The 18,578-nt window shown below is 61.0% G+C and carries 22 protein-coding genes; 10 read left to right on the top strand and 12 right to left on the bottom strand.

The window, feature by feature from the left end; translation table 11 throughout:
• Positions 1–83 precede the first annotated feature (83 nt).
• Genes ACKAE7_RS05190 through ACKAE7_RS05175 form a run of 4 tightly spaced genes read right to left on the bottom strand, consistent with a single transcriptional unit; the run spans position 84 to position 3,506 of the window.
• A complete protein-coding gene (locus tag ACKAE7_RS05190) occupies positions 84–884 on the bottom strand; it encodes an ABC transporter permease (protein ID WP_011689778.1) in 801 nt (266 codons plus the stop codon).
• Positions 881–1,681, bottom strand: coding sequence for an ABC transporter permease (locus tag ACKAE7_RS05185; RefSeq protein WP_011689777.1), 801 nt, complete (start codon positions 1,679–1,681; stop codon positions 881–883). Before ACKAE7_RS05185 ends, ACKAE7_RS05190 begins: the two co-directional genes overlap by 4 nt.
• On the bottom strand, positions 1,678–2,505 hold the full coding sequence (locus ACKAE7_RS05180; RefSeq protein ID WP_011689776.1) for an ABC transporter ATP-binding protein: 828 nt from the start codon (positions 2,503–2,505) through the stop codon (positions 1,678–1,680). Before ACKAE7_RS05180 ends, ACKAE7_RS05185 begins: the two co-directional genes overlap by 4 nt.
• Positions 2,502–3,506: an ABC transporter substrate-binding protein gene (locus tag ACKAE7_RS05175; protein ID WP_011689775.1), complete on the bottom strand. Its 1,005-nt coding sequence runs from the start codon at positions 3,504–3,506 to the stop codon at positions 2,502–2,504. The genes ACKAE7_RS05180 and ACKAE7_RS05175 overlap by 4 nt, the downstream gene beginning before the upstream one ends.
• A gap of 656 nt (positions 3,507–4,162) precedes the next feature.
• On the opposite strand from ACKAE7_RS05175, the gene ACKAE7_RS05170 reads away from it, so the two are divergent.
• The gene (locus ACKAE7_RS05170) at positions 4,163–4,693 is read left to right on the top strand and encodes a hypothetical protein (protein ID WP_232223687.1); all 531 of its coding nucleotides are present in this window, start codon (positions 4,163–4,165) and stop codon (positions 4,691–4,693) included.
• A gap of 60 nt (positions 4,694–4,753) precedes the next feature.
• Here ACKAE7_RS05170 and ACKAE7_RS05165 read toward each other — a convergent pair whose 3' ends face one another.
• From ACKAE7_RS05165 to ACKAE7_RS05155, 3 genes are all read right to left on the bottom strand, one after another.
• Positions 4,754–5,779, bottom strand: coding sequence for a tripartite tricarboxylate transporter substrate binding protein (locus ACKAE7_RS05165; protein ID WP_011689773.1), 1,026 nt, complete (start codon positions 5,777–5,779; stop codon positions 4,754–4,756).
• 85 nt (positions 5,780–5,864) lie between these two features.
• Positions 5,865–6,416 (bottom strand): tripartite tricarboxylate transporter TctB family protein, encoded by a 552-nt coding sequence (locus ACKAE7_RS05160; protein WP_011689772.1) that lies wholly within the window; start codon positions 6,414–6,416, stop codon positions 5,865–5,867.
• The gene (locus tag ACKAE7_RS05155; protein ID WP_264963365.1) at positions 6,413–7,417 is read right to left on the bottom strand and encodes a tripartite tricarboxylate transporter permease; all 1,005 of its coding nucleotides are present in this window, start codon (positions 7,415–7,417) and stop codon (positions 6,413–6,415) included. Before ACKAE7_RS05155 ends, ACKAE7_RS05160 begins: the two co-directional genes overlap by 4 nt.
• Before the next feature lie 108 nt (positions 7,418–7,525).
• Here ACKAE7_RS05155 and ACKAE7_RS05150 point away from each other — a divergent pair, with 108 nt between their 5' ends.
• The 9 genes from ACKAE7_RS05150 to ACKAE7_RS05110 all read left to right on the top strand — a co-directional run bounded on the left by ACKAE7_RS05150 (position 7,526) and on the right by ACKAE7_RS05110 (position 14,072).
• Entirely contained in the window at positions 7,526–8,989 is a 1,464-nt protein-coding gene (locus ACKAE7_RS05150; protein ID WP_286404977.1) for a Rieske 2Fe-2S domain-containing protein, read from the top strand.
• Positions 8,990–8,992: 3 nt separating this feature from the next.
• The gene (locus tag ACKAE7_RS05145; RefSeq protein WP_013603012.1) at positions 8,993–9,592 is read left to right on the top strand and encodes a 3-phenylpropionate/cinnamic acid dioxygenase subunit beta; all 600 of its coding nucleotides are present in this window, start codon (positions 8,993–8,995) and stop codon (positions 9,590–9,592) included.
• On the top strand, positions 9,589–9,927 hold the full coding sequence (locus tag ACKAE7_RS05140) for a hypothetical protein (RefSeq protein WP_169094770.1): 339 nt from the start codon (positions 9,589–9,591) through the stop codon (positions 9,925–9,927). The genes ACKAE7_RS05145 and ACKAE7_RS05140 overlap by 4 nt, the downstream gene beginning before the upstream one ends.
• A gap of 16 nt (positions 9,928–9,943) precedes the next feature.
• Positions 9,944–10,138, top strand: a complete 195-nt coding sequence (locus tag ACKAE7_RS05135) for a ferredoxin (protein ID WP_013603014.1) — start codon at positions 9,944–9,946, stop codon at positions 10,136–10,138.
• A 21-nt stretch (positions 10,139–10,159) separates the two neighbouring features.
• Complete coding sequence (locus tag ACKAE7_RS05130) at positions 10,160–11,371, top strand: NAD(P)/FAD-dependent oxidoreductase (protein WP_032489994.1); 1,212 nt, start codon at positions 10,160–10,162, stop codon at positions 11,369–11,371.
• Positions 11,371–12,117, top strand: a complete 747-nt coding sequence (locus ACKAE7_RS05125; RefSeq protein WP_264963784.1) for a class II aldolase/adducin family protein — start codon at positions 11,371–11,373, stop codon at positions 12,115–12,117. The genes ACKAE7_RS05130 and ACKAE7_RS05125 overlap by 1 nt, the downstream gene beginning before the upstream one ends.
• 71 nt (positions 12,118–12,188) lie before the next feature.
• Positions 12,189–12,965, top strand: a complete 777-nt coding sequence (locus tag ACKAE7_RS05120; protein ID WP_193562614.1) for an IclR family transcriptional regulator — start codon at positions 12,189–12,191, stop codon at positions 12,963–12,965.
• 316 nt (positions 12,966–13,281) lie between these two features.
• Positions 13,282–13,818 carry a CoA pyrophosphatase gene (locus ACKAE7_RS05115; RefSeq protein ID WP_169094772.1) on the top strand — a complete coding sequence of 179 codons (537 nt, stop codon included), beginning with the start codon at positions 13,282–13,284 and terminating at the stop codon, positions 13,816–13,818.
• A gap of 134 nt (positions 13,819–13,952) precedes the next feature.
• A complete protein-coding gene (locus ACKAE7_RS05110) occupies positions 13,953–14,072 on the top strand; it encodes an SDR family oxidoreductase (protein WP_319951673.1) in 120 nt (39 codons plus the stop codon).
• Between the two features lie 340 nt (positions 14,073–14,412).
• On the opposite strand, the gene ACKAE7_RS05105 is transcribed toward ACKAE7_RS05110, so the two are convergent.
• From ACKAE7_RS05105 to ACKAE7_RS05085, 5 genes are all read right to left on the bottom strand, one after another.
• Complete coding sequence (locus ACKAE7_RS05105) at positions 14,413–14,889, bottom strand: DUF6278 family protein (protein ID WP_264963785.1); 477 nt, start codon at positions 14,887–14,889, stop codon at positions 14,413–14,415.
• 9 nt (positions 14,890–14,898) lie between these two features.
• Complete coding sequence (locus tag ACKAE7_RS05100; RefSeq protein ID WP_286404978.1) at positions 14,899–16,386, bottom strand: Fis family transcriptional regulator; 1,488 nt, start codon at positions 16,384–16,386, stop codon at positions 14,899–14,901.
• Positions 16,379–16,732, bottom strand: coding sequence for a helix-turn-helix transcriptional regulator (locus ACKAE7_RS05095; RefSeq protein WP_286404979.1), 354 nt, complete (start codon positions 16,730–16,732; stop codon positions 16,379–16,381). Before ACKAE7_RS05095 ends, ACKAE7_RS05100 begins: the two co-directional genes overlap by 8 nt.
• 248 nt (positions 16,733–16,980) lie before the next feature.
• Positions 16,981–17,394: a DUF6262 family protein gene (locus tag ACKAE7_RS05090; RefSeq protein WP_021474754.1), complete on the bottom strand. Its 414-nt coding sequence runs from the start codon at positions 17,392–17,394 to the stop codon at positions 16,981–16,983.
• The coding region (locus ACKAE7_RS05085) for a tyrosine-type recombinase/integrase (protein ID WP_408978640.1) at positions 17,391–18,578 on the bottom strand (1,188 nt) is incomplete at its 5' end. The genes ACKAE7_RS05085 and ACKAE7_RS05090, both read right to left, overlap by 4 nt.

Below are 18,578 nucleotides of genomic sequence, written 5' to 3'. Positions count from 1 at the left end.
GCAGTCGCAGACATGCTTTCCCCTTTCTTAGAGCGTTTCAGTACTCAGACACGTAGGCAAGCGGGCGTGCAGGCCCCCTGGGGCTAGACCTTGTTGCCCAGCCGCCGTTCGACTGCCCACAGGGCGAGGTTCCCGGCCAGTGCGATCGCAGCGAGGAGCACGATGATGCCGTACATGGTTGGCAGGTCCAGCATGCCGTAGGCCCGCAGCGCCAAAAGCCCGAGACCGGCACGCGCAGCGAAGAATTCGGCGATGATCACGTTGATGAACGCGATGCTGAAACCGATACGGATGCCAACCATGAGCGAGGGTGCCATGGCCGGAATGTATATCTTGGTCACCGTCTGCAGCGGGGATAGGCTCAGCGAGCGTGCCAGCTTGGGCAGGAGCGGGTTGATGGCGCGGACGCCTGCGGTTGTTGAGACCATGATGGGGAATACCGCTGCCAGCGCGGCCATCGCCGATTGCGCTCCCACACCCACTCCGAAAATCTGGAGAAGGATGGGAAAAAAGATTACGCGCGGGATGGCGAAGGCGCCTGCGACGATGGGATCGAAGACGGCACCGAGAAACTTGCTCCGGCCAATGGCATAGCCCAGTGGAAAGCCTATGGCAGCAGCGATGAGGAAACCGATAGCCACCGCCTGCAAGGTCGCGTTGAGGTGCCGGTAAATGGAGCCATCGGCGAAGCGCTTCGCCAGCGCGTTGAGCGAGTCAGTGGGCGAAGCGACGAGGTCACTTATGGAAGACAGCAGTGCCCACAGGAGCACCAAGGCCACCAACACGGCAGCACGCCACACGTTGTCCCGGATGACCCTGGATCTGTTCGCACTCTGTTGAGTGGTGACTGTCGGCAACGAAGGAATCGTTACATCGGTACTCACAGCATGTCCCTTCTGATGCGTTTCTCCAGCCAGGTAAGCACGCTGTTGACCAGTACGCTGAGGACGATGACAACAGCGATATAGGCCCACATGTCTGCTGTGTTCAGTTCCCGGTAGTAGAAGCCGGCGCGGAAGCCGACTCCTTGGGACGCGAGGATGAACTCCATGGCAACGGTGCCGATGACGGCGTAGATAAATCCGAGCTTCACGCCCGGGAAAATAAGCGGCGTCGCCGCCGGAAAGAGAACTTTTAAGTAGTACTGCCGCGGGGAGGCGCTGACCGAATTGGCGAGCTTGTGAAGAATAGGCTTGATGGCGTTCAGGGCAACCATCGTGGTCAGCGCAATTGGAATCAGGGACATCGATGCGGCTATAACGATGATCGGTCCCGCGTTGAGTCCCATCACGGCCAAAAGAACCGGATAAAACAACAAAGTGGGCATTGCATAGCCGGTGACGATGAAGGGCTCAAGGATGCGCCCTGCAGCCGGTACCCGCCACAAGAAAACCCCGAGCGGGACTCCCAGCACAAGTCCGATGGTGAACGCCACCAGAATGGTAGTAAGGGTTCGGGCTGCGTCCTGGCCAAACTGTTCCGTCGGGACGATCGAGGCCAGCCGGGTCAGAATCTCCGATGGTGGCACCATGAGGGACCGGCTGATCATGCCGGTTCTGGTAGTGAGCTCAAGGACAACGACAAGCGTCACAATGATTGCCCAACGGACCAGCGATGAACGCGGTACCATAGCGGCCTTTTGCTTGGCCGGCACGGCCGGGGTCTTCTCCAGAACGCTCACGCCAGCCGCGCCCCTGGTCCCAACGTTTTCTCCGCCTCAACCTTTACCAGCGCCCAGAGGTGGTCTTCCAACTCACGGAACCTTGGCAGCGCGTGGGTTCCCTCCGGCCGGGGCCGTGGCAGATCGATGGTTACCACCTCTTTGACAACGGAGGGCCTGGCTGACATGACCCAAACCTCGTCGGAAAGGTACACGGCTTCCTGGATATCGTGGGTGATGAACAGGACTCTATTGCGTGTCTTTTCCCAGATACGGAGCAGTTCCCGGCCGATGAACTGCCGGGTCTGCTGGTCCAAGGCGCCAAAAGGCTCATCCATGAGCAGGACGCGCGGCTCCATGGCCAAGGCCCGTGCGATCGCAACACGTTGCTTCATTCCTCCGGAAAGCTGGCCGGGGCGGTGGTCCTCGAAACCGGTGAGCCCGACAAGTTCGATCATGCGGCGGGCGCGCTCATGGCGCTCCGCTTTCGGGACGCCTTTGACCTCGAGGCCGAAAGCGACATTGTCCAGGACCGTGCGCCAGTGCAGGGTGGAGTCTTCTTGGAACACCATGGCAGTGTCCCGCCGGGGGCCGGTCACGCTTTCACCGTTTATGCTGACCGAACCCTGCGTGGGCTTCAGCAGGCCGCCGACCATGTCAAGCAAGGTGCTTTTTCCGCAGCCGCTGGGACCGATAACGGAAACGAATTTGCCTTCCGGTATGGCGCCCGAAACGTTAGCGACTGCGTGGGTGACTCCTGTCGCGGTGCCGAAAGTCATTCCGATATTGTCGAAAACGACGTCACTGTCGTGTCCTACTGAATCGATCGGGGATATCTGGCTCATGAAAGGAAGTTCCTCATAACGATGGCGTTCATGTCCGGTTCTTTGGTGATCTGGCCTTGTTCTTTACCGGCGGCGACGACGGCGGCCAGCTGGGCATCGGTGAAGTCCAGGCTGTAGAAGTTCTGCGAGTTCTTCAGCGCCTCAAGAGCCACCTTGGGCTCGTATTTGATTGCCTTCCCGTAGGCGTCGGCGGCCTTTTCGAGGTCGTTGGTAATCAGGTCCATCGCCTTCTTGAGCGCACGGCCCCAGCCCTTCAACGCCTCGGTATTTTCGTCGATGAAGGATCCTGTCGCGACGAGGCAGGTGTCCGACCAGTCCGTTACGTAGTCGCGGGAACGCCAGATCACCTTCGCTCCGCTTTCGGAGGCGATTTTCTCGGAAAGCGGCGAAGCCGTCCACGCTACGTCAACAACTTTCTGGGAGACGGCGGTCCACGAATCGCTCGCTGAGCCGACGCTGATAAGTTCAACGTCCTTGCCTGGGACTAAGCCAGCGGCCCGCAGCGTGCGGTCTGCGAAATACGAGGAGTTTGATCCTGGCGTGCTGACTGCCACTTTCTTGCCCCTGACATCCTCAATGGAGGTGACGGGAGAGTCGGGCAGCGCAATGAAGTCGACAGAAGCCGCCGTATAAACATTGCCGAAGATTTTTACGTCCATGCCCTTCTCGGCCGCGATAAAGACGGGAATAGTGGACGACGTACCGAAACCTATGCCGGATTCGATTCCTCGAACAGTGTCAAGCCCCCCTGGGAACTGAATATGCTCAAGGGTCAGCCCCTCTTCCTCGTAGTAGCCTTCCGTCTGGGCGATAAAGAAGGGGGCGGAATGAATAAGACTGGCCAGACCAGTAATAGCAACGTCGCCGGAATATCCCTTCTTACCCCCGCCGCTGCCGCCGCTGTCCTGGCCGCACGCCGTGAGGCCTCCCAGAAATAACGTCCCGCCCGCTGCCGCTGTGATCTTGATAAATCCGCGGCGTCCCATTGGTTCAAAACTCATTCGGCTCTCCCTCATCTTCGTGTCAGATCCGTGGTTGTACAAGTGAAACACATCACTTTACTGCTGTCCAGATAAAAGTTCTGTACAGCAGAGGCAGTGGTAGGCCTTTGTTCTTGACCACCCTGATGTCGTTCTAATGGCTTCGATGCCCGCTCTGCCGTTGCAACAACGGGGACGGTGGGTGTTCGAGCGCCGACAATCAAAGGCGGTGATGTGTCTGTAGAGGAATGGTCAGGGTCCAGCAAACGGTTGTGGTTCGAAAGCCCGCAGGGCTCACCGTCCAGGCCCGATAGTCTCTCGTCCAGGTATCGGAATGGACCGCGGTCGTCCTAGAAGACCGGCTCGCCAACGATCGGGGACGCTTCACACGCCTTGGTTGGCCCCTTCCCCAGCGAACGGGTCGGAAAACTTGGACATGACGCGGACATGACGAGACCCTGGATCGGGAGAGCCGAGGATCCGGTGGTGTGTCGACCGGTCATTGAGATTGTCACTGACTTCCGCCGCCCGTTCGTCCCGAACCAGGCCCCTATGATGGAAGCATGCGTCCGTGCTGGGAGCTTCATGTGGAGCCGGAGCCGCGAGCTCCCCTCGATGGCGTCGCCCGTGACCTCGGCCTCGTTTCGGACGTCTCTGCGGGACGACGGGGGGCGGTGATGCGTCTCTGGCAGCCGGACCGGACCGTCGTGCTGGTCGCGGAGGAAGCGTCTCGCACAGCGCCGCGGGAGGACGTGCCCGTTGTTGCGCGCCCCACGCCCGGTGGGCAGTGGCTTGCTGCCGGACCTGCGGCCATCCTGTGGTCGACGATCGCCACCAGGGAAACGCTCGGGATCAGCGGAACGGAGGACCCGCTCGAAGCCGCGTCTGAATGGGTGCTCGCCTCGTTGCGCCAGCTGGGAATGCAGGTGAGCCTGCAGGCAGGCGGAACGATTTGGACACCGATGGGCGTGGTCGGCGCTTGCGCGGTCGTCAAGCAGGACGGCGTCATCCTCGCGCAGGGCATCGTTGATTATGCAATGGATGCGGGTGATTGCGTGGGGACGGATCCGGTGCCGGCGGAGAACGTCCGTAGCCAATCGGGCTTGCCCTTGCCGCTCGTTATCGATCGTTTCGCGCGCATGGCGCGCACGCTCTTCCGGGCAAAGGTCATCTCGCCGGCATCCGGGTCGGCCTTACCTCGGTCCTGAGGCAAAGACGGGGTGTGTCCCAGGAGGGTTTCTGGGACACCCCCTGTTGAACGTCGGTGATCAGCCCGTGTAGGCCTTCGTGATGAGGTCGACGTACTCCTGTGGTGAGCCCATCACGTCGTTGACGAGCTTCTGCACGTCGTCGCCGCTCGTATAGTGGACCGGCCGCTTGGTGTCGGCGGCAGCCTTGATGAAGGCCTTGTCGGTCATGACCTTCTCGAAGGCGTCGCGGATTGTCTGCAGCGTGCCCGGGTCCATTCCTGGGGGGGCCGCGAGGAGGCGGCCGCTGGAGATGAGCTTCGTGTGCAGCGTTGCGAGTTCCTTCTGGTCGCCCTTCACCACGTCGAGGAGGTTGTCGACGTCCTTGATCTCCTTCTCACCGGTGTTCTCGCCGATGACGAGGATCGGTTTAAGATCGCCGGCGTTGATACCTGGCTGCTGGCTGCCGAACGAGCGCGAATGCAGCTCGACGTTGCCCTGGATAACGTTGAGGCTGGCCTCGTTGCTGGACTTGAAACCGGTCACGACCTGGTTGTCCATGCCAAGGAGCTGGTTCAGAACTACGGCGTCGATGTACTCGTTTGAGCCGGGGCCGGTGGCCGCGAAGCGTTTGCCAGCGATGTCGTCCACTGACGCGATGCTGGAGGACTTGCTGGTGGCGAGCACGTCGGGTTCGGAGCTGATTTGGCCGATGTAACTCATTGTCTTCGCGTCGTACCGGACGCCGTTGGTCTTCGCGATCGCAGCACCGAGGTGGCCGGGGCCGTTGAGCAGCACGAGGGTTTTCCCGTCCGGCTTGGCGTGCACGGACTCGTTCGTGGCGAGGATGCCGCCCGCGCCGGGCTTGTTCTCGACAATTACTGTAGCGCCGAGCTCGTCGGCAAGCTTCGGGGCCAACATGCGGGCGTAGGCGTCGTAGCCCCCGCCCGGGTCGAACGGGACGACCAGCGTGATCGTCTGGTTTTTCAGTTTGGCCGCTGCGTCCTCCGGGGAGGTTGACGCGCCGGTGGCACCTGCCGACGAGCAGCCTGTGAGTGCGCCGCCGGCGAGGGCGAGGGCGGCGAGGCCGAGTGCGAGCTTACGCATTGGGACGGGTCCTTTCGATTTTGGTGCGCCCGGACCATAGGCGGCCGGGCGGTGACGCGGGAAGGGAGAGCAGGGAAACGGGCGCTCAGGCGAGGCCGAGCAGCCCGCCCGGCAGCGGCAGTTTGAGGGCGATCGCGAAGACCACGTAGATGACGCCGCCGAGCAGGGCCGCGTAGATGGCGGCGAACCACCACGACTTGGCGGTTTGGAAGCGCAGGTAACCTACGGTGAAGGCGACCATGGCGAGGTAGATACCGAAGACCGACAGTGCGACAAAGAAGCCGCCGAGCCAGCCGAGCGAGGTGATCCAGTCCCGCGTCGAGAGGTTCTTGAAGAACTCGTACTCCTGCTCGGCCACCGACTTGGCGGCCTCGGGCACGTTGGTCTTCGGGGCGGCCGGCTTGGGCGGGAAGAACAGCACCCGTACGAGTAAGGAGGCGCTGGCAATCACACCCACGCCGCTGACGCCGAGAGGGAAGTAGGCGGCGAGGTCCCTCCAGCCCGTGGCCATCAGGAACGCCACGACGAACACGACGAGCAGCACGGATGTGATGATCAGATCGGGCTTGTGCACGTGGCGCCCCCGCGAGCCGCCCTCGCCGTCGCCTTCGATGGAGTGGATCATTTCGGTGCTCATACGAGACCTCCGGTGGCCAGGAGCTCGCGCTTATCGGCGCGCTTTTTGCGAGCGGTGCGGACCGCGGTGAACATGATCATGCCGGCGATGATGACCTCGATGACGATCACGCCGGGCCGGCTGAGCCAGTTGAACTGGAACAGCGCGTAGCTGACGGTGAAGTACCGCTCGAGGATCTCGCCGAGCACCAGACCAAGCAGCAGCGGGATGCGGGGCCACTTGAAGCGGCTGCACATCACGCCGATGGCGAGGAAGACGAGCATGATCCAGACGTCGTCGAGCGAGCTGGTGTTCGAGAATGCGCCGATGGTGAGCATCGTGATGAGAAACGGTACGAGCAGCCTTCCGGTCACCGAGGTGAGCTTGGCAAGGGGACGGATCAGCAGGTAGCCGAGGATGACAGCCGCGATCGTGCTCAGCACGATGATCCACACGAGCGAGAGCGTCACGTTGAGGTGCTCGCCCAGCATCTCGGGGCCAGGATTCAGGCCGAGGATCAGGAACGCGCCGAGTAGCACCGCCATGCTCGCGCCCGACGGCACGCCGAAGGCGATCGTCGGTACGAGGTGGCCCCCGTCCTTCGCTGTCGTGGTCGCACCTGCGGCGATCACGCCCTCGATCGAACCGTTGCCGAACTCCTCGGGATGCTTCGAGGTTTGCTTGGCGTGGCCGTAGGCGATGAACTGGGACACCGATCCTCCGAGACCGGGCATCATTCCCAGGACGGCACCGATGGCACTGGTGCGCAGCATCAACGACCAGTGGCGAAAGGAATCCTTGACGCCGACGAGGATGCCGCCAAGGTGTGGCGGCACGGCCGTCTTGGTGTCACCGTCTTTGTCGAGCATGGACTGCAGCACTTCGGCACCGCCGAGGAGACCGACGACGACGGGGACAATGCCGATGCCCTCCCAGAGGTGCAGGCTTCCGAAGGTGTACCGGGCCGCACGCGACTCTGATCTGCCTGAAAACGGCCATTGATTCCGACGATGCTTCTTCACGGAATCGAGAGGGGTTGACGAACCTCACATTTTGCGTCATCCTCTTGATTACAGAAACCTTCTCTGCAACACAGAGAAGACATGCGGGCCCAACGAAGGAGACCTCTCATGACAGACCAGACCAGCGTTATCCAGGACGTGCAGCGCGGCATGATTCCTGCACACATTTACAACGATAAGGAGATCTTCGAGCTCGAAAAGGAGCGCCTATTCGGACGGAGTTGGCTCTTCGTTGCCCACGAGTCCGAAGTGCCCGAAGCCGGCGACTACGTAGTGCGCCGTGTACTCGAAGATTCATTCATCATTTCCCGAGACGAAAAGGGCGAGATCCGTGCTCTCTTTAACATGTGCCTCCACCGGGGAATGCAGGTCTGCCGGGCCGAGATGGGAAACGCCTCGCATTTCCGCTGCCCCTACCACGGCTGGTCCTACCGCAACGATGGTCGCATCGTGGGTCTGCCGTTCCACAAAGAGGCCTACGGTGGGGAAGAAGGCTTCAAGAAAAAAGGTCAGACTCTGCTCCCCGCTCCTTCTCTGGGGGTATACAACGGTCTGATTTTCATCAGCCTTGACCCTGACGCGGAACCCCTTGAGGACTTCCTGGGCGACTTCAAGTTCTACATGGATTACTACACCAAGCAAAGCGCTGACGGCATCGAACTCCGGGGCCCCCAGCGCTGGCGTGTCAAAGCGAACTGGAAGATCGGCGCCGAAAACTTCGCCGGCGACATGTACCACACTCCCCAAACGCACACGTCAGTTGTTGAAATCGGTCTCTTCCGCGAACCCAAGGCTGAGAAGCGCAAGGACGGAACAACCTACTGGGCCGGCAACGGCGGCGGTACCACCTACAAGCTCCCCGAGGGCACCTTGGAGGAACGGCTTCGCTATGTCGGCTACCCCGACGACATGATCGCGCGGATGAAGGAGCAATGGAGCCAGGAGCAGCTTGATGTAGTCGGCAAGGACGGATTCATGGTCTCGGCCGCATCGGTCTTCCCAAACATGAGCTTCGTCCACAACTGGCCCCGCGTAGAAGAGGACTCCGACGAAGTCCTGCCGTTTATCTCCATCCGCCAATGGCAGCCCATCAGCGAGGACGAGACCGAAATCGTTTCGTGGTTTGCCGTGGACAAGAACGCGTCAGAGGAGTTCAAAGCCCTTTCGTACAAGGCATATCTCATGTGCTTTGGCAGCGGCGGCATGTTTGAACAAGACGACGTTGAAAACTGGGTCTCGCTGACGAGCACGGCGGGCGGCCCTATGGCCCGCCGCCTCCTGCTCAACAGCCGGATGGGCATGCTGGAAAACGGGCAGAACGTCGTAGAACCCCTGACCTCAGATGAGTATTCAGGACCAGGTTCCACACGAATCGGCTACAGCGAATACAACCAGCGTGAACTCCTGCTGCGGTGGGCTGATCACCTCGAACGACCGATGGAGAAAGCGGCCCAGCTGCACGTCGGAACCGATCCTATTCAGGCACCCGCGGCCACCGAGGCGGATCCTTCACGGGCCGCCGTCGGGAGCACTGCCATCCCAGCCGACCCGATCCTCACAAAGGAGGCCTAGGCCATGAGCGTTGAAACCGATCGCAACGGCAAGACCCTTTCGGAGCAGTCTGTTCTCGGTGGCCATGCCCCACGCACCCAGAGGATAGGGGAATCCCTCCCGTTCGATGATGCGCTCCACCTTCAGGCGCACCGTTGGCTGGTTGACGAAGCCTACCTCCTGGACGCCCAGGACTATGACGCATGGATGGCACGGATTGCTGAGGACGTGCATTATCTGATGCCCGTGCGGGTGACGACCGCCCTGGGTGCCGGCTACAGCACGTCCCCCGGTATGGCCCATCTTGATGAAAACAGGTACTCGCTCAGCCGACGGGTAGCCCGGTTTGCCACAGAGCATGCCTGGACCGAAGACCCTCCCTCACGGTTGCGCCACTACATCACGAACGTTCGGACGTTCCGCACAGACAACCCGAACGAAATCATCGTTGATTCGGCGGTGCTGCTCTTCCGCAGCAGGGGCGATGTACGGGAGGCCGCTACGGTGTCCGCCGGACGTGAGGACCTTCTGCGCCGCACCGGTACCGGATGGGAACTGGCGCGTCGGACCATCATGGTGGATGAGTCGGTTATCCGCATGCAGAATCTGGCCATATTCCTATGAAAATTGGTTGGGAAGGCGAGGAAGAAGACCGCCTTGCCGCCATTCGCGCGGCAGAGGAACGCGTCCGGCTGGAAGCGCATGCCACTGGCGCTCCGATCGTGATTGCCAATGAGTTTTCCGAGGTGCACATCACAAGGGTGGAGACCCGCAATGGCTCCCGGCTGATGATCAAATCCCCGCGCTCCGCGCAGTGGGTTTCATTGTGCCCGCTGGAACTCGAGGCGCTGACATGGCAGGCGCCGGCAACGTTTTCGGCCATGATCGGAAATCCATTCGGTCCGCTCATCGCCGAGGATGAACGACCGCCCCAATTCAAGAAGAACAGCAACACTTAGGCCAAGGAGTTTGAGCATGCCAGTCGTAAAAGCAGACCTAGCAGCCTGCCAGGGGTACGCCAACTGCGTTGTCGGGGCGACCGATTATTTTGATCTGGATGACGACGGGATCGTAGTCCTCCTCAAGACTGAAGTACCCGAGGCTGACCGGGCCCGGGTCGTGGAGGCAGCCCGCAGCTGCCCCGTTTCCGCCCTGATAGTGGAGGACTAATTGAATACAGTAACTGTCATCGTGGGCTCCTCCATCGGGGGTGTACGGACCGCACAGTCCCTACGCCTGGAGGGATACGAAGGACGTATCGTTCTCGTCGGTGAAGAAACGGAACTGCCCTACGACAAGCCGCCGTTGTCCAAAACTGTCCTGGCAGGTACAGCAACTGAAGCCTCCATCTGCCTACTGGACCGCGACCAAGCCCAGGAATTAGGAATAGAGCTGCAACTTGGACGTGCAGCAACCGGGATCGACATCGCAGGAAACCTGCTGAATCTGCAAGGTCAGGAAGCTCTGCACTTCGACAACCTGGTCATAGCCACAGGCGCCTCCGCCCGCCCATCGCCGTGGGGGCAGCGGCCTGGCATCCATGTTCTTCGCACCCTCGACGACGGCCGCAGCCTCCGTGCGGACCTCGCGAAGGGTGGACATCTGGCTGTTGTCGGCGCAGGTTTCATCGGCGCCGAAGCCGCGGCGACAGCGCGGGCGCTTGGTCTGGAAGTGACAGTTATCGACCCACTCCCGATCCCTATGAGCCGCATCTTCAACGCGGAAGTCGGACAGTGGTTCGGAGACCTTCACAGTAGCAATGGCGTGAAGACAATCTTTGGTACCGGAGTCGAGTCCATCGACGGCGAACAGGGCTCTTTCGCCCTGCGGCTTACCAACGGTCAGAACCTGGAGGCCGCCACAATTCTGGTCGGCATTGGCGCCGTTCCCAACGACGCCTGGCTCGCATCTTCCGGTCTGCTCGTGGACAACGGCCTGGTGCTCGACGAATACTGCCGCACCGTGGATGCCCCACACATATATGGCGTCGGCGACGTTGCACGATGGCGGCACCAAAAACATGGCGAAGATATCCGGATCGAGCACTGGACCAACGCCGTCGAGCAGGCCGCGTGCGTGGCTTACAACATCACGCATCCGGAGACTCCCCGCGCCTACACTCCCGTCGAGTACGTCTGGAGCGACCAACACGATTGGAAGATCCAGGTGGTAGGCCGGGTGGGCGGAAAGGCTGAACACGTCGTTATCGGACATCCGGAAGTTCACGGGCGCTTCGCCGCGCTATATACGGTTGACGGCACCAGCCTGAGTGGTGCCGCCATCGTGAACTGGCCTAAGGCGCTCCTGGCCTGCCGCCGCGGCATGGGTACGGGAATAACAGTTCAAGAACTGCGGGAGAAACTCGAACCAATGCTAGACCCCCAACCCTTGGCGGCATCCTGATGGGACAGACTTGGTCACCCCTGACACATGCAGGGGCGAGGGAAGCGATTGCTTTGGCCTGCCGTGTGCTGGCACACCGTGGCCTGGCAGACGGCATCCTCGGCCATATCAGCCTTCGAATCGGCGAGAACAGCCTGCTGGTCCGATGTAGGGGTCCCCAGGAGCGCGGGCTGGCATTCACCGAAGCCAGCGACATCCGTTTGGTCGACCTTGACGGCAACCCCGCTGCTGAAGGCGAGTTGGAGGGGGGATACTCCGCCCCTAACGAACTCCCCCTGCACACGGAACTGTTACGCCAACGCCCCGACATCAACGCGGTCGTCCACGCGCACCCGCCTCGGGTCGTCGCAGCTGACCTCGCCGGGCTTGGCATCCGCCCGATCGTCGGAGCCTTCGATATTCCAGGCACCCGCCTGGCAGCAGGCGGGGTACCCGTGTATCCGCGGGGAGTACTGGTCAGGAACCGCCAGTTGGCTGCGGAAATGCTCCACGCCATGGGTGATCGTCCTGTCGTGCTGCTCCGCGGACACGGGCTGACCAGCGCCGCAGGGAGCGTGGAGCAAGCAGTACTCCAGGCAATCAGCGTAGATACCCTTGCAGGGTTGTCGCTTCAGGTGACTTCAGCTGGGGGAGCGCTCAAAGACCTCCCAGACTCGGACATGGCTGAACTGCCAGACCTCGGTGGGTCGTTCAACACGCAAACGGCTTGGAGACACGAACTCGCTCGGATTAACGCTGCATGGTGAAGCTAGCCGACAGGAGCGTACAGACTCTCATCCCGGGGACGGAGGGGACATCTGACATGTCTTCTGACCCTATGAACGGCACATCCAAACACGGCCCGCCACCGCAGTACCCCATCGAATCTGTTGACAATGCATTGCGACTGCTCCTGCTATTCGAAACCCAGCCCAGCATCCGGTTAACAGATGCGAGCAACTATCTTGGTGTTGCATCGTCGACAGCGCACAGGCTTATGGGGATGTTGCTCTACCGAGGCTTCGTGCGACAAAACCCGGCTACTCGCGCATATGAACCAGGCCAGGCGCTCAGTTCCATCGCCTTCGCCATCAGACGCCAGGTAGACATCAGGGCCCTCGCTCGTCCCGTACTTGAACAGCTGTTCCAACAAACCGGGGAAACAGTCCACTTCGCCACGCTCGAGAGGACAGACGCCCGATTCCTTGATGCCATTGAAAGCTCAAGGGCAGTGCGGGTGGGCTCCCGCCAAGGCATCACGCTGCCAGCCAACTGCACTGCGACAGGAAAAGCGATGCTGAGCCGGCTCACTCAGGAGCAGCTACGGGCCCTGTACCCGAATAAGGAACTCCCCGTGCTGACGGAAAACTCAATCAAGACAAGAACAAACCTCGAAGCCGAGCTTGATGAGATCCGCCGAGCGGGATACGCCACGAGCAGAGAGGAAAGTGAAGACGGAGTTACGTCGGTCGCCGTGGCTATTACGGGCCCGTCCGGGGCGCTTTTCGGGATTAACGTTTCGGTGCCGGCTCACCGGATGTCGGACAAGTTGCGCGCGGAACTTGGGGGAATGATCCGCGTCGCCGCTGAAAATTTGCAAGGCCTGCTGCTTTAGCCGGCTGCAACCCACAATGCGGTCGGTCCCGCTTGTTACTCCAGTAGCCCGTTGATCTTTGATCCTCTGCCAAGGTGACCCTGATGCCTTGCCCTTGAGATGCTACAGATGTCGCAGGGCGGTCGTAGTTGGTTGCTGTAAACGTAAGCCAATCAGCGGCGCACCGCGAAGGGATCCCTTTCTCGTTGTCGGCCCCCGGCATCAGTGGCCCCAGCCACGGCCGGAGTGAACTGAGCGCGACACTTCACTCCAAAAAAACCAATATCATCACTCGCACTGACATTTCTGATTACAGTCAGTCAGCTTGGAGAAACGGATGCAGGAACTGCGGCAGGCTTCAGTCGCTATACCTTTCTACAGGGACGAGAAGGGGAATCTTCGCTTGGTACTGATCAAACGATCAAACTATGGACAACATGGAAGCCAGATTTCGCTGCCTGGAGGCAATCGGGAACCACAGGACGAAGGTGCTTGGGACACTGCCCTTCGTGAAACTATCGAAGAGCTGGGATTGAGCACCAAGCAAATTGTTTTACTCTCTCAACTCGAACCAATTGATACCCACGTAACCCGCTATCGAGTTTCACCTTTCGTAGTCCAACTGCAGGGGATCACACCAAGCTTTGTATGGAAGCCTCAAATGGCGGAGGTCGAGGAGGTGGTCGATGTACCAGTGAATGTGCTGGCCTCCGAAACTGCAGCAGGAGAAGAAGAACTATGTTTTCCGGGCTGGAACACTCGGAGGAAAGTCCCCGTGCGGAGGTTTCAGGGGCATACAGTTTGGGGCCTAACCCTCCGAATCCTCGAGCCCGTATTGCCTCAGGCGCTGGCAGGAAAATGGCCCATATCGTGACGCACATCAGAACCTCTTCGCAAACGATTGCACTCACCAACGCAATCCGGACGTGCGGAAACTGTCCTGAATCATGTGAGTTGACCAACGAATACCCCCGAATCTAGAGGGTTGGGTCGACTGCAGCGAAACGGATTGCGGAGGGAGCCGGTCCCGACGACATGACCAGCCTTGCCGCCTTCCTCCTCTCCGACGAGAGCAGCTACATCACCGGACAAACAATCTCTGTCAATGGAGGGCTGCTTCACAGATAGGAAGTCCTGCTGACAACCCAAAAAAAATCCGCCGCGGTTTCCATGGCCGCTCAGATCCATCGTCAACCGTGGCGCCAGACTGGAAGGCCGGGCGCCAAGGCTGTCTAACAGGACCTGACAAAGTCCCGGCTCGCTCCGTTGCCGCCCGAGCCTGGTTGATCTTCTTTTGGTATGGGATACACCCCCTTCCTCGGGCACTCCCCCGCTCATTTTCGACTGGTAGCGGGACGTGTTGAAGTGGGACGAGTAGAAGTTCTTTTTGACCGGGGCATGTCTGGAGCGGATGTTCAAAATGCGAGTCATTTTTAAAGCCCTGAATGGACCCGGCTTATCGGCCGCATCAGTCGCCTTGAAGTGGCTCTCGGCCCACCAGGTCCGCCGCGCGGTCGTAGTTCATCACAAGTGTCGGGGTGCCGAGAGTTAATCGTCTTTGAGCAACATGGATAACTGAGACACTCGTGTGCCTGTATATGGTGACCTCCGGGAAGCTTTCGTTGATGACTTTCCAGTGCGCACCAGGGATGGTGTGGGTCAATACATCGCCCAGGAACATTCCTATGGGCCTGACCAGCGCTTCCAGGGATGCCTTGTCTTCTGCGCTCCCTATCAAAGAATCGACTGCTACCAGTCCTTGTCGTGAGCGGGGAATCGACATACCCTTCTTCCGGCATAACTCGAGTAATTCGTCGTAGCCTCCAACATTGGTCGGGGGAGGCTTAATTTCTCCGGGAATAGCAGGTCTGTACTCGGCATATTTCCTGGCCATCCCAGGGGGCAGCGACTGCAGAGGCTCGTCGATTCCGTCCGGGTGACACATGCGGCCATGCTACTTCACCGTCCGAAGCGGTTCCTCGAGTCCGCCTCTTGTGTGGAAAGTGGACATGTATTCCATGTAGTTTGCCGACGACGCCAGGGCATGGCGATCGATCGTGGCCGGGGAGTAGCCAAGGGCTTCAGCGATGATGGCCACGGGTGCGAGTTTGGTGAGTTCGTGAAGTGTTCCGAGCCTGGCCGCCCGACTGCTGAAAGCCGTGCTTAGCCGCTGGGTGAGGGTTGAGGCCTGGAGGTGCCGGCCTGGCGAGCCGCCTCTGAATACCCAGTTGCTGTTGGGGTGCGCGGCCGTTTGATGGTGGGTTGGCGTGACTGCTAGTTCTCGCCAGGGCTCATCGAGCGGAGGTGTGAGAGCGATTTCGACGGTTCCGAGGGTGATGGTGACGATTTCCTCGGTCACGGTGACGTTGTCCCAAGTGAGTTTGACGATGCCGGAGACTTGCTGGCCGAAGACCAGGACGAGGATAGCCGCTGCCCGGTCTCTGGGGTTCATGTCGGTCGTGTGGCTCAGGTTCTGGACGAGGCCGTTCTGGGCGGCTGCGTCGAGTCGTGGGCTGGTGCCGCGGCGGTGGGGCTGCAGTTGCAGGGAAGGGTCGATGAGGTTGGTTTTGGTTGCCCAGTCGAGGAAACGTGAGGCGATGCCTCGTGTCGTCGGGCCTTCCGCCTGCCATCGGTCCAGGTGCGCTTGATTCACTTCGGCGAGTTCGGCACCTTGATCGCTGAGCCAGTTCAGAAGTTCTACGGCGACGGTGACTGCCTGTTTGGCCCGCAGGAACGTTCCTCGGGTGACTTCGTCCATCTGGTTCATGCGGCGCTGGTGGTGCCAGCGGATGTAGAGGCGCATGATGTCGCGGTGGCTCGGGCTGGTGATCCTGTCGAGGGCTTGCTCGGCCCAGTCGCTGAACCTAATGCTAAGTTCATCGCGACGGGGCAGCGCATGGTGTTCGACGAGTAGGCCGCGGACGTATTCGCGGGTCCGGGACGCCGGTAGTTCGTCGAGGCGGGCGTGGGTGATCACAGGCTCGGCTGCCAGTTGTTGAAGGAATGCCGTGACGTGCGACTGCTGGATCCACGTGAGTCCGCTATTGGCGCGTTTCATGGACTTCAGAGCGGTGCCAATTACCTGAAGAGCGGCGGAGGGCGGCTCGTTGTCTGGGCTGAGGAGTCGGTCAATGGTCAGTGTAAGGATGCATGACCAGCAGCGGTTGCCGGAGTGGAGTTCGCCTTCCGTCCCGCATCCGATGCAGTCAACGTTGAGCTGAACTCCGGAGCATTTCCGGCAGGCCGGCAGGGTGTCGACGCGTCCGGGCAGCACGCCGTTGTGGCCGCAGGCGCAGGTGCCTCGGGTTCTTTTGGCCTGCTGGTAGCAGTAGCCGCAGATTCCGGCGTCGGGCCACCGGACGGCGATTTTGTGGTGTTCGCCGCATCGCCCGCAGGCTTCCGGCCATTTGGTAGGGTCGCCGGCTTTGCGTGGCCTAGTCATCTTCTTCCGGAGGCAGGACGCGGATCCGGCGGGCGATCGGCGCTCCAGGTGTGATGCCCAGGTCTTCTGGCCGCTTGGGTGCGTTGGCGGTTTTGGCGGCGCGCATCTGGACGTAGGGTTCGAACAGGTCGTTGGGCGTGCATTCGAGGATGTCACAGAGGGCCGCGAAGGTCTGGGCAGGAATGCGTTCGGGTGTACCGGTGACCAGTCGGTGGACCTGCGCGTTGGAGAGGTTGATGCCCCGGGCTTTGAGTAGGGGGAGCAGTTCGGTGGTCTTCCAGAGGTTCCGTCGAGCCATCAGTTGCCGGAGGTTCCAGCGGTAGCCGATCCGTCGCTGTTCAGCCATGATCGTTCCCCTCGCCGTCGCCGCTGCGTAGCCGCTGGGCGATCATTTTCTGGATGGTCTTCTGTTTGAAGTCCGCCGACACGGAAGTATAGAGGGCTGTGGTCGAGGAGTAGCTGTGCCCGACCTGTTGTTGCATTATCTTGAGCCCGTCGGGCTCCTGTGCCTCTGGCCTGCGGTTTTGGGTTGGTGGGTGTGTCCGGGACGTGCATGACGGTGGCATTGGGTGTCCTTTCATTCTCGTGGATCTGTTATGGATTCGGGATGGTCGCTGGGTCTGGTGATGGACTTTGGCGGCGTTGTCCGAGGGCGTGTGCGAGTTGCTGTCGCAGTCGTTGGTTCTCGTCGTTGAGTCGTCGGATTCTGTCGTTGGCCGCTTCGAGTCGTTGCCGTAGCGAGGCCTCGCTTGCCCGCTGTGGCTGTGATGCCGGTGTGGGCTCCGCTGAGGCGTGGTTTTGGCGGAGGCGTTCGATTTCGGCGCGGAGGTCGGGCTGGGTGTAGAGCCAGGACCGGGAGACTCGGGCGTATTTGGCGACGGCGTCGAAGGTGACCGGTCGGCCTTCCGCGTGCAGCGTGCGCAGCGCTTGGACGGCTTTGGACCGGGTGAGAGCGGCGCGCTGCTGTGCAGCTTTGATCAGGTGCCGGCTGTTGTCGGGGCGGTTCATCCGGCGGCCTCGGCTGGTGCGGTGTCGTCGAGGGAGTCGATGATGCGGTCCAGGTTGTGCAGCACGGCCTGGTTCATCTCGATGAGCCGGGTCTGTCCGCGGGCCTCGGCCGCGGAGAGGATCTGGACGGTCTGGCGGCGCTGCTCTTGGTGCTGGGGGAGGAATTCGGCGGTGGTGACAAACATGGGACAGGTCAGGCAGGCGTTGGCGTGCGGGCAGGTTTTCTGAACCGGCAGCCCGCAGAATCCGTTCGGCAGGCTCTGCGTCGCGCGGCCGAGGCGTTGTTTGGCCCAGCTGGCTTCGGCGAGTGGTCCCTGCGGGTCAATGGTGATGGTGTCGCCGTTGATGTTGACCTTGCGGGCTTTCTCCCAGTGGCGACGCACGGTCGTGTCATGCAGCCGGGCGTAATGGGCGGTCATCTCCGCCGAGGTGTGATCGAGGAGGACCCGGACAACTTCCTGAGGAACGTCGCGGTTGATCAGTGTTGTCCCGAAGGTGTGGCGCCACTGATGCGGAGTCAGGCGCACCTCTTGCCCGTGTTCGTCGCGAATGTCGCAGCGTTCCAGCCAGTCTTCAAGCTGTCCGCGGTAGGAGTGTGTGGTGAGCGGTTTTGCTCCGTCGGGGTTCATCTTCGGGGCCGGGAACAGCCAGTTGCTGCCTTCGGGGAATCGTTCGCGGACGCGTCGTTGCTGATCGAGGATGGCGGTATGGACTTCCTCGTCGAGGGGTACGAGGGCTTCGCGTTTCATCTTCCGGTTCATATAGCGAAGGTATGGGGCGCCGTCACCGTCACGGACCACGCCGTCTGATACCAGGTTGCAGGCGTCCCCGACGCGCAGTCCGCAGCGCATCAGTATCAGTGTGAGTAGCCGACTGTCGGGGCTGGTCCATTTGCCGAGGTTTTCGGGTTGGTCGAGTTGCGCCATGATGTGATCGGCCAGGGCTCTGGGCAGTCGTTTGGCTGGTCGTGGGAAGTCTTCGGGGTAGAAGTTCGCCGATGCCGGCAGGTCCTTGGCCCGGTCGTGGCGGCGGATCGCGGCGAAGAAGGCGTTCAGGGAGCTGATGTCGCGGCCACGGGAAGTCACGGCCCGTTTATCCCGGGCGAGTTCGGCGAGGAAGCGTTCCAGGATGCCGCGGTCGATGCAGTCCGGGCCGTCGGAGTGGGGGATGGTGCGGGCGAGGAA

It is taken from the genome of Pseudarthrobacter sp. NKDBFgelt, assembly GCF_046097905.1.
In the GTDB taxonomy this organism is placed as follows: Bacteria; Actinomycetota; Actinomycetes; order Actinomycetales; family Micrococcaceae; genus Arthrobacter; species Arthrobacter polychromogenes.
This window is presented reverse-complemented; position numbering and strand designations above follow the sequence as displayed.

What these genes read in the sequence shown, in the direction of transcription:
- ACKAE7_RS05180 (WP_011689776.1), bottom strand. Translation starts at nt 2,505, where the DNA reads ATGAGCCAGATATCCCCGATCGATTCAGTAGGACACGACAGTGACGTC.
- ACKAE7_RS05175 (WP_011689775.1), bottom strand. Translation starts at nt 3,506, where the DNA reads ATGAGTTTTGAACCAATGGGACGCCGCGGATTTATCAAGATCACAGCG.
- ACKAE7_RS05170 (WP_232223687.1), top strand. Translation starts at nt 4,163, where the DNA reads ATGCGTCTCTGGCAGCCGGACCGGACCGTCGTGCTGGTCGCGGAGGAA.
- ACKAE7_RS05165 (WP_011689773.1), bottom strand. Translation starts at nt 5,779, where the DNA reads ATGCGTAAGCTCGCACTCGGCCTCGCCGCCCTCGCCCTCGCCGGCGGC.
- ACKAE7_RS05160 (WP_011689772.1), bottom strand. Translation starts at nt 6,416, where the DNA reads ATGAGCACCGAAATGATCCACTCCATCGAAGGCGACGGCGAGGGCGGC.
- ACKAE7_RS05150 (WP_286404977.1), top strand. Translation starts at nt 7,526, where the DNA reads ATGACAGACCAGACCAGCGTTATCCAGGACGTGCAGCGCGGCATGATT.
- ACKAE7_RS05145 (WP_013603012.1), top strand. Translation starts at nt 8,993, where the DNA reads ATGAGCGTTGAAACCGATCGCAACGGCAAGACCCTTTCGGAGCAGTCT.
- ACKAE7_RS05140 (WP_169094770.1), top strand. Translation starts at nt 9,589, where the DNA reads ATGAAAATTGGTTGGGAAGGCGAGGAAGAAGACCGCCTTGCCGCCATT.
- ACKAE7_RS05135 (WP_013603014.1), top strand. Translation starts at nt 9,944, where the DNA reads ATGCCAGTCGTAAAAGCAGACCTAGCAGCCTGCCAGGGGTACGCCAAC.
- ACKAE7_RS05125 (WP_264963784.1), top strand. Translation starts at nt 11,371, where the DNA reads ATGGGACAGACTTGGTCACCCCTGACACATGCAGGGGCGAGGGAAGCG.
- ACKAE7_RS05120 (WP_193562614.1), top strand. Translation starts at nt 12,189, where the DNA reads ATGAACGGCACATCCAAACACGGCCCGCCACCGCAGTACCCCATCGAA.
- ACKAE7_RS05115 (WP_169094772.1), top strand. Translation starts at nt 13,282, where the DNA reads ATGCAGGAACTGCGGCAGGCTTCAGTCGCTATACCTTTCTACAGGGAC.
- ACKAE7_RS05105 (WP_264963785.1), bottom strand. Translation starts at nt 14,889, where the DNA reads ATGTGTCACCCGGACGGAATCGACGAGCCTCTGCAGTCGCTGCCCCCT.
- ACKAE7_RS05100 (WP_286404978.1), bottom strand. Translation starts at nt 16,386, where the DNA reads ATGACTAGGCCACGCAAAGCCGGCGACCCTACCAAATGGCCGGAAGCC.
- ACKAE7_RS05095 (WP_286404979.1), bottom strand. Translation starts at nt 16,732, where the DNA reads ATGGCTGAACAGCGACGGATCGGCTACCGCTGGAACCTCCGGCAACTG.
- ACKAE7_RS05090 (WP_021474754.1), bottom strand. Translation starts at nt 17,394, where the DNA reads ATGAACCGCCCCGACAACAGCCGGCACCTGATCAAAGCTGCACAGCAG.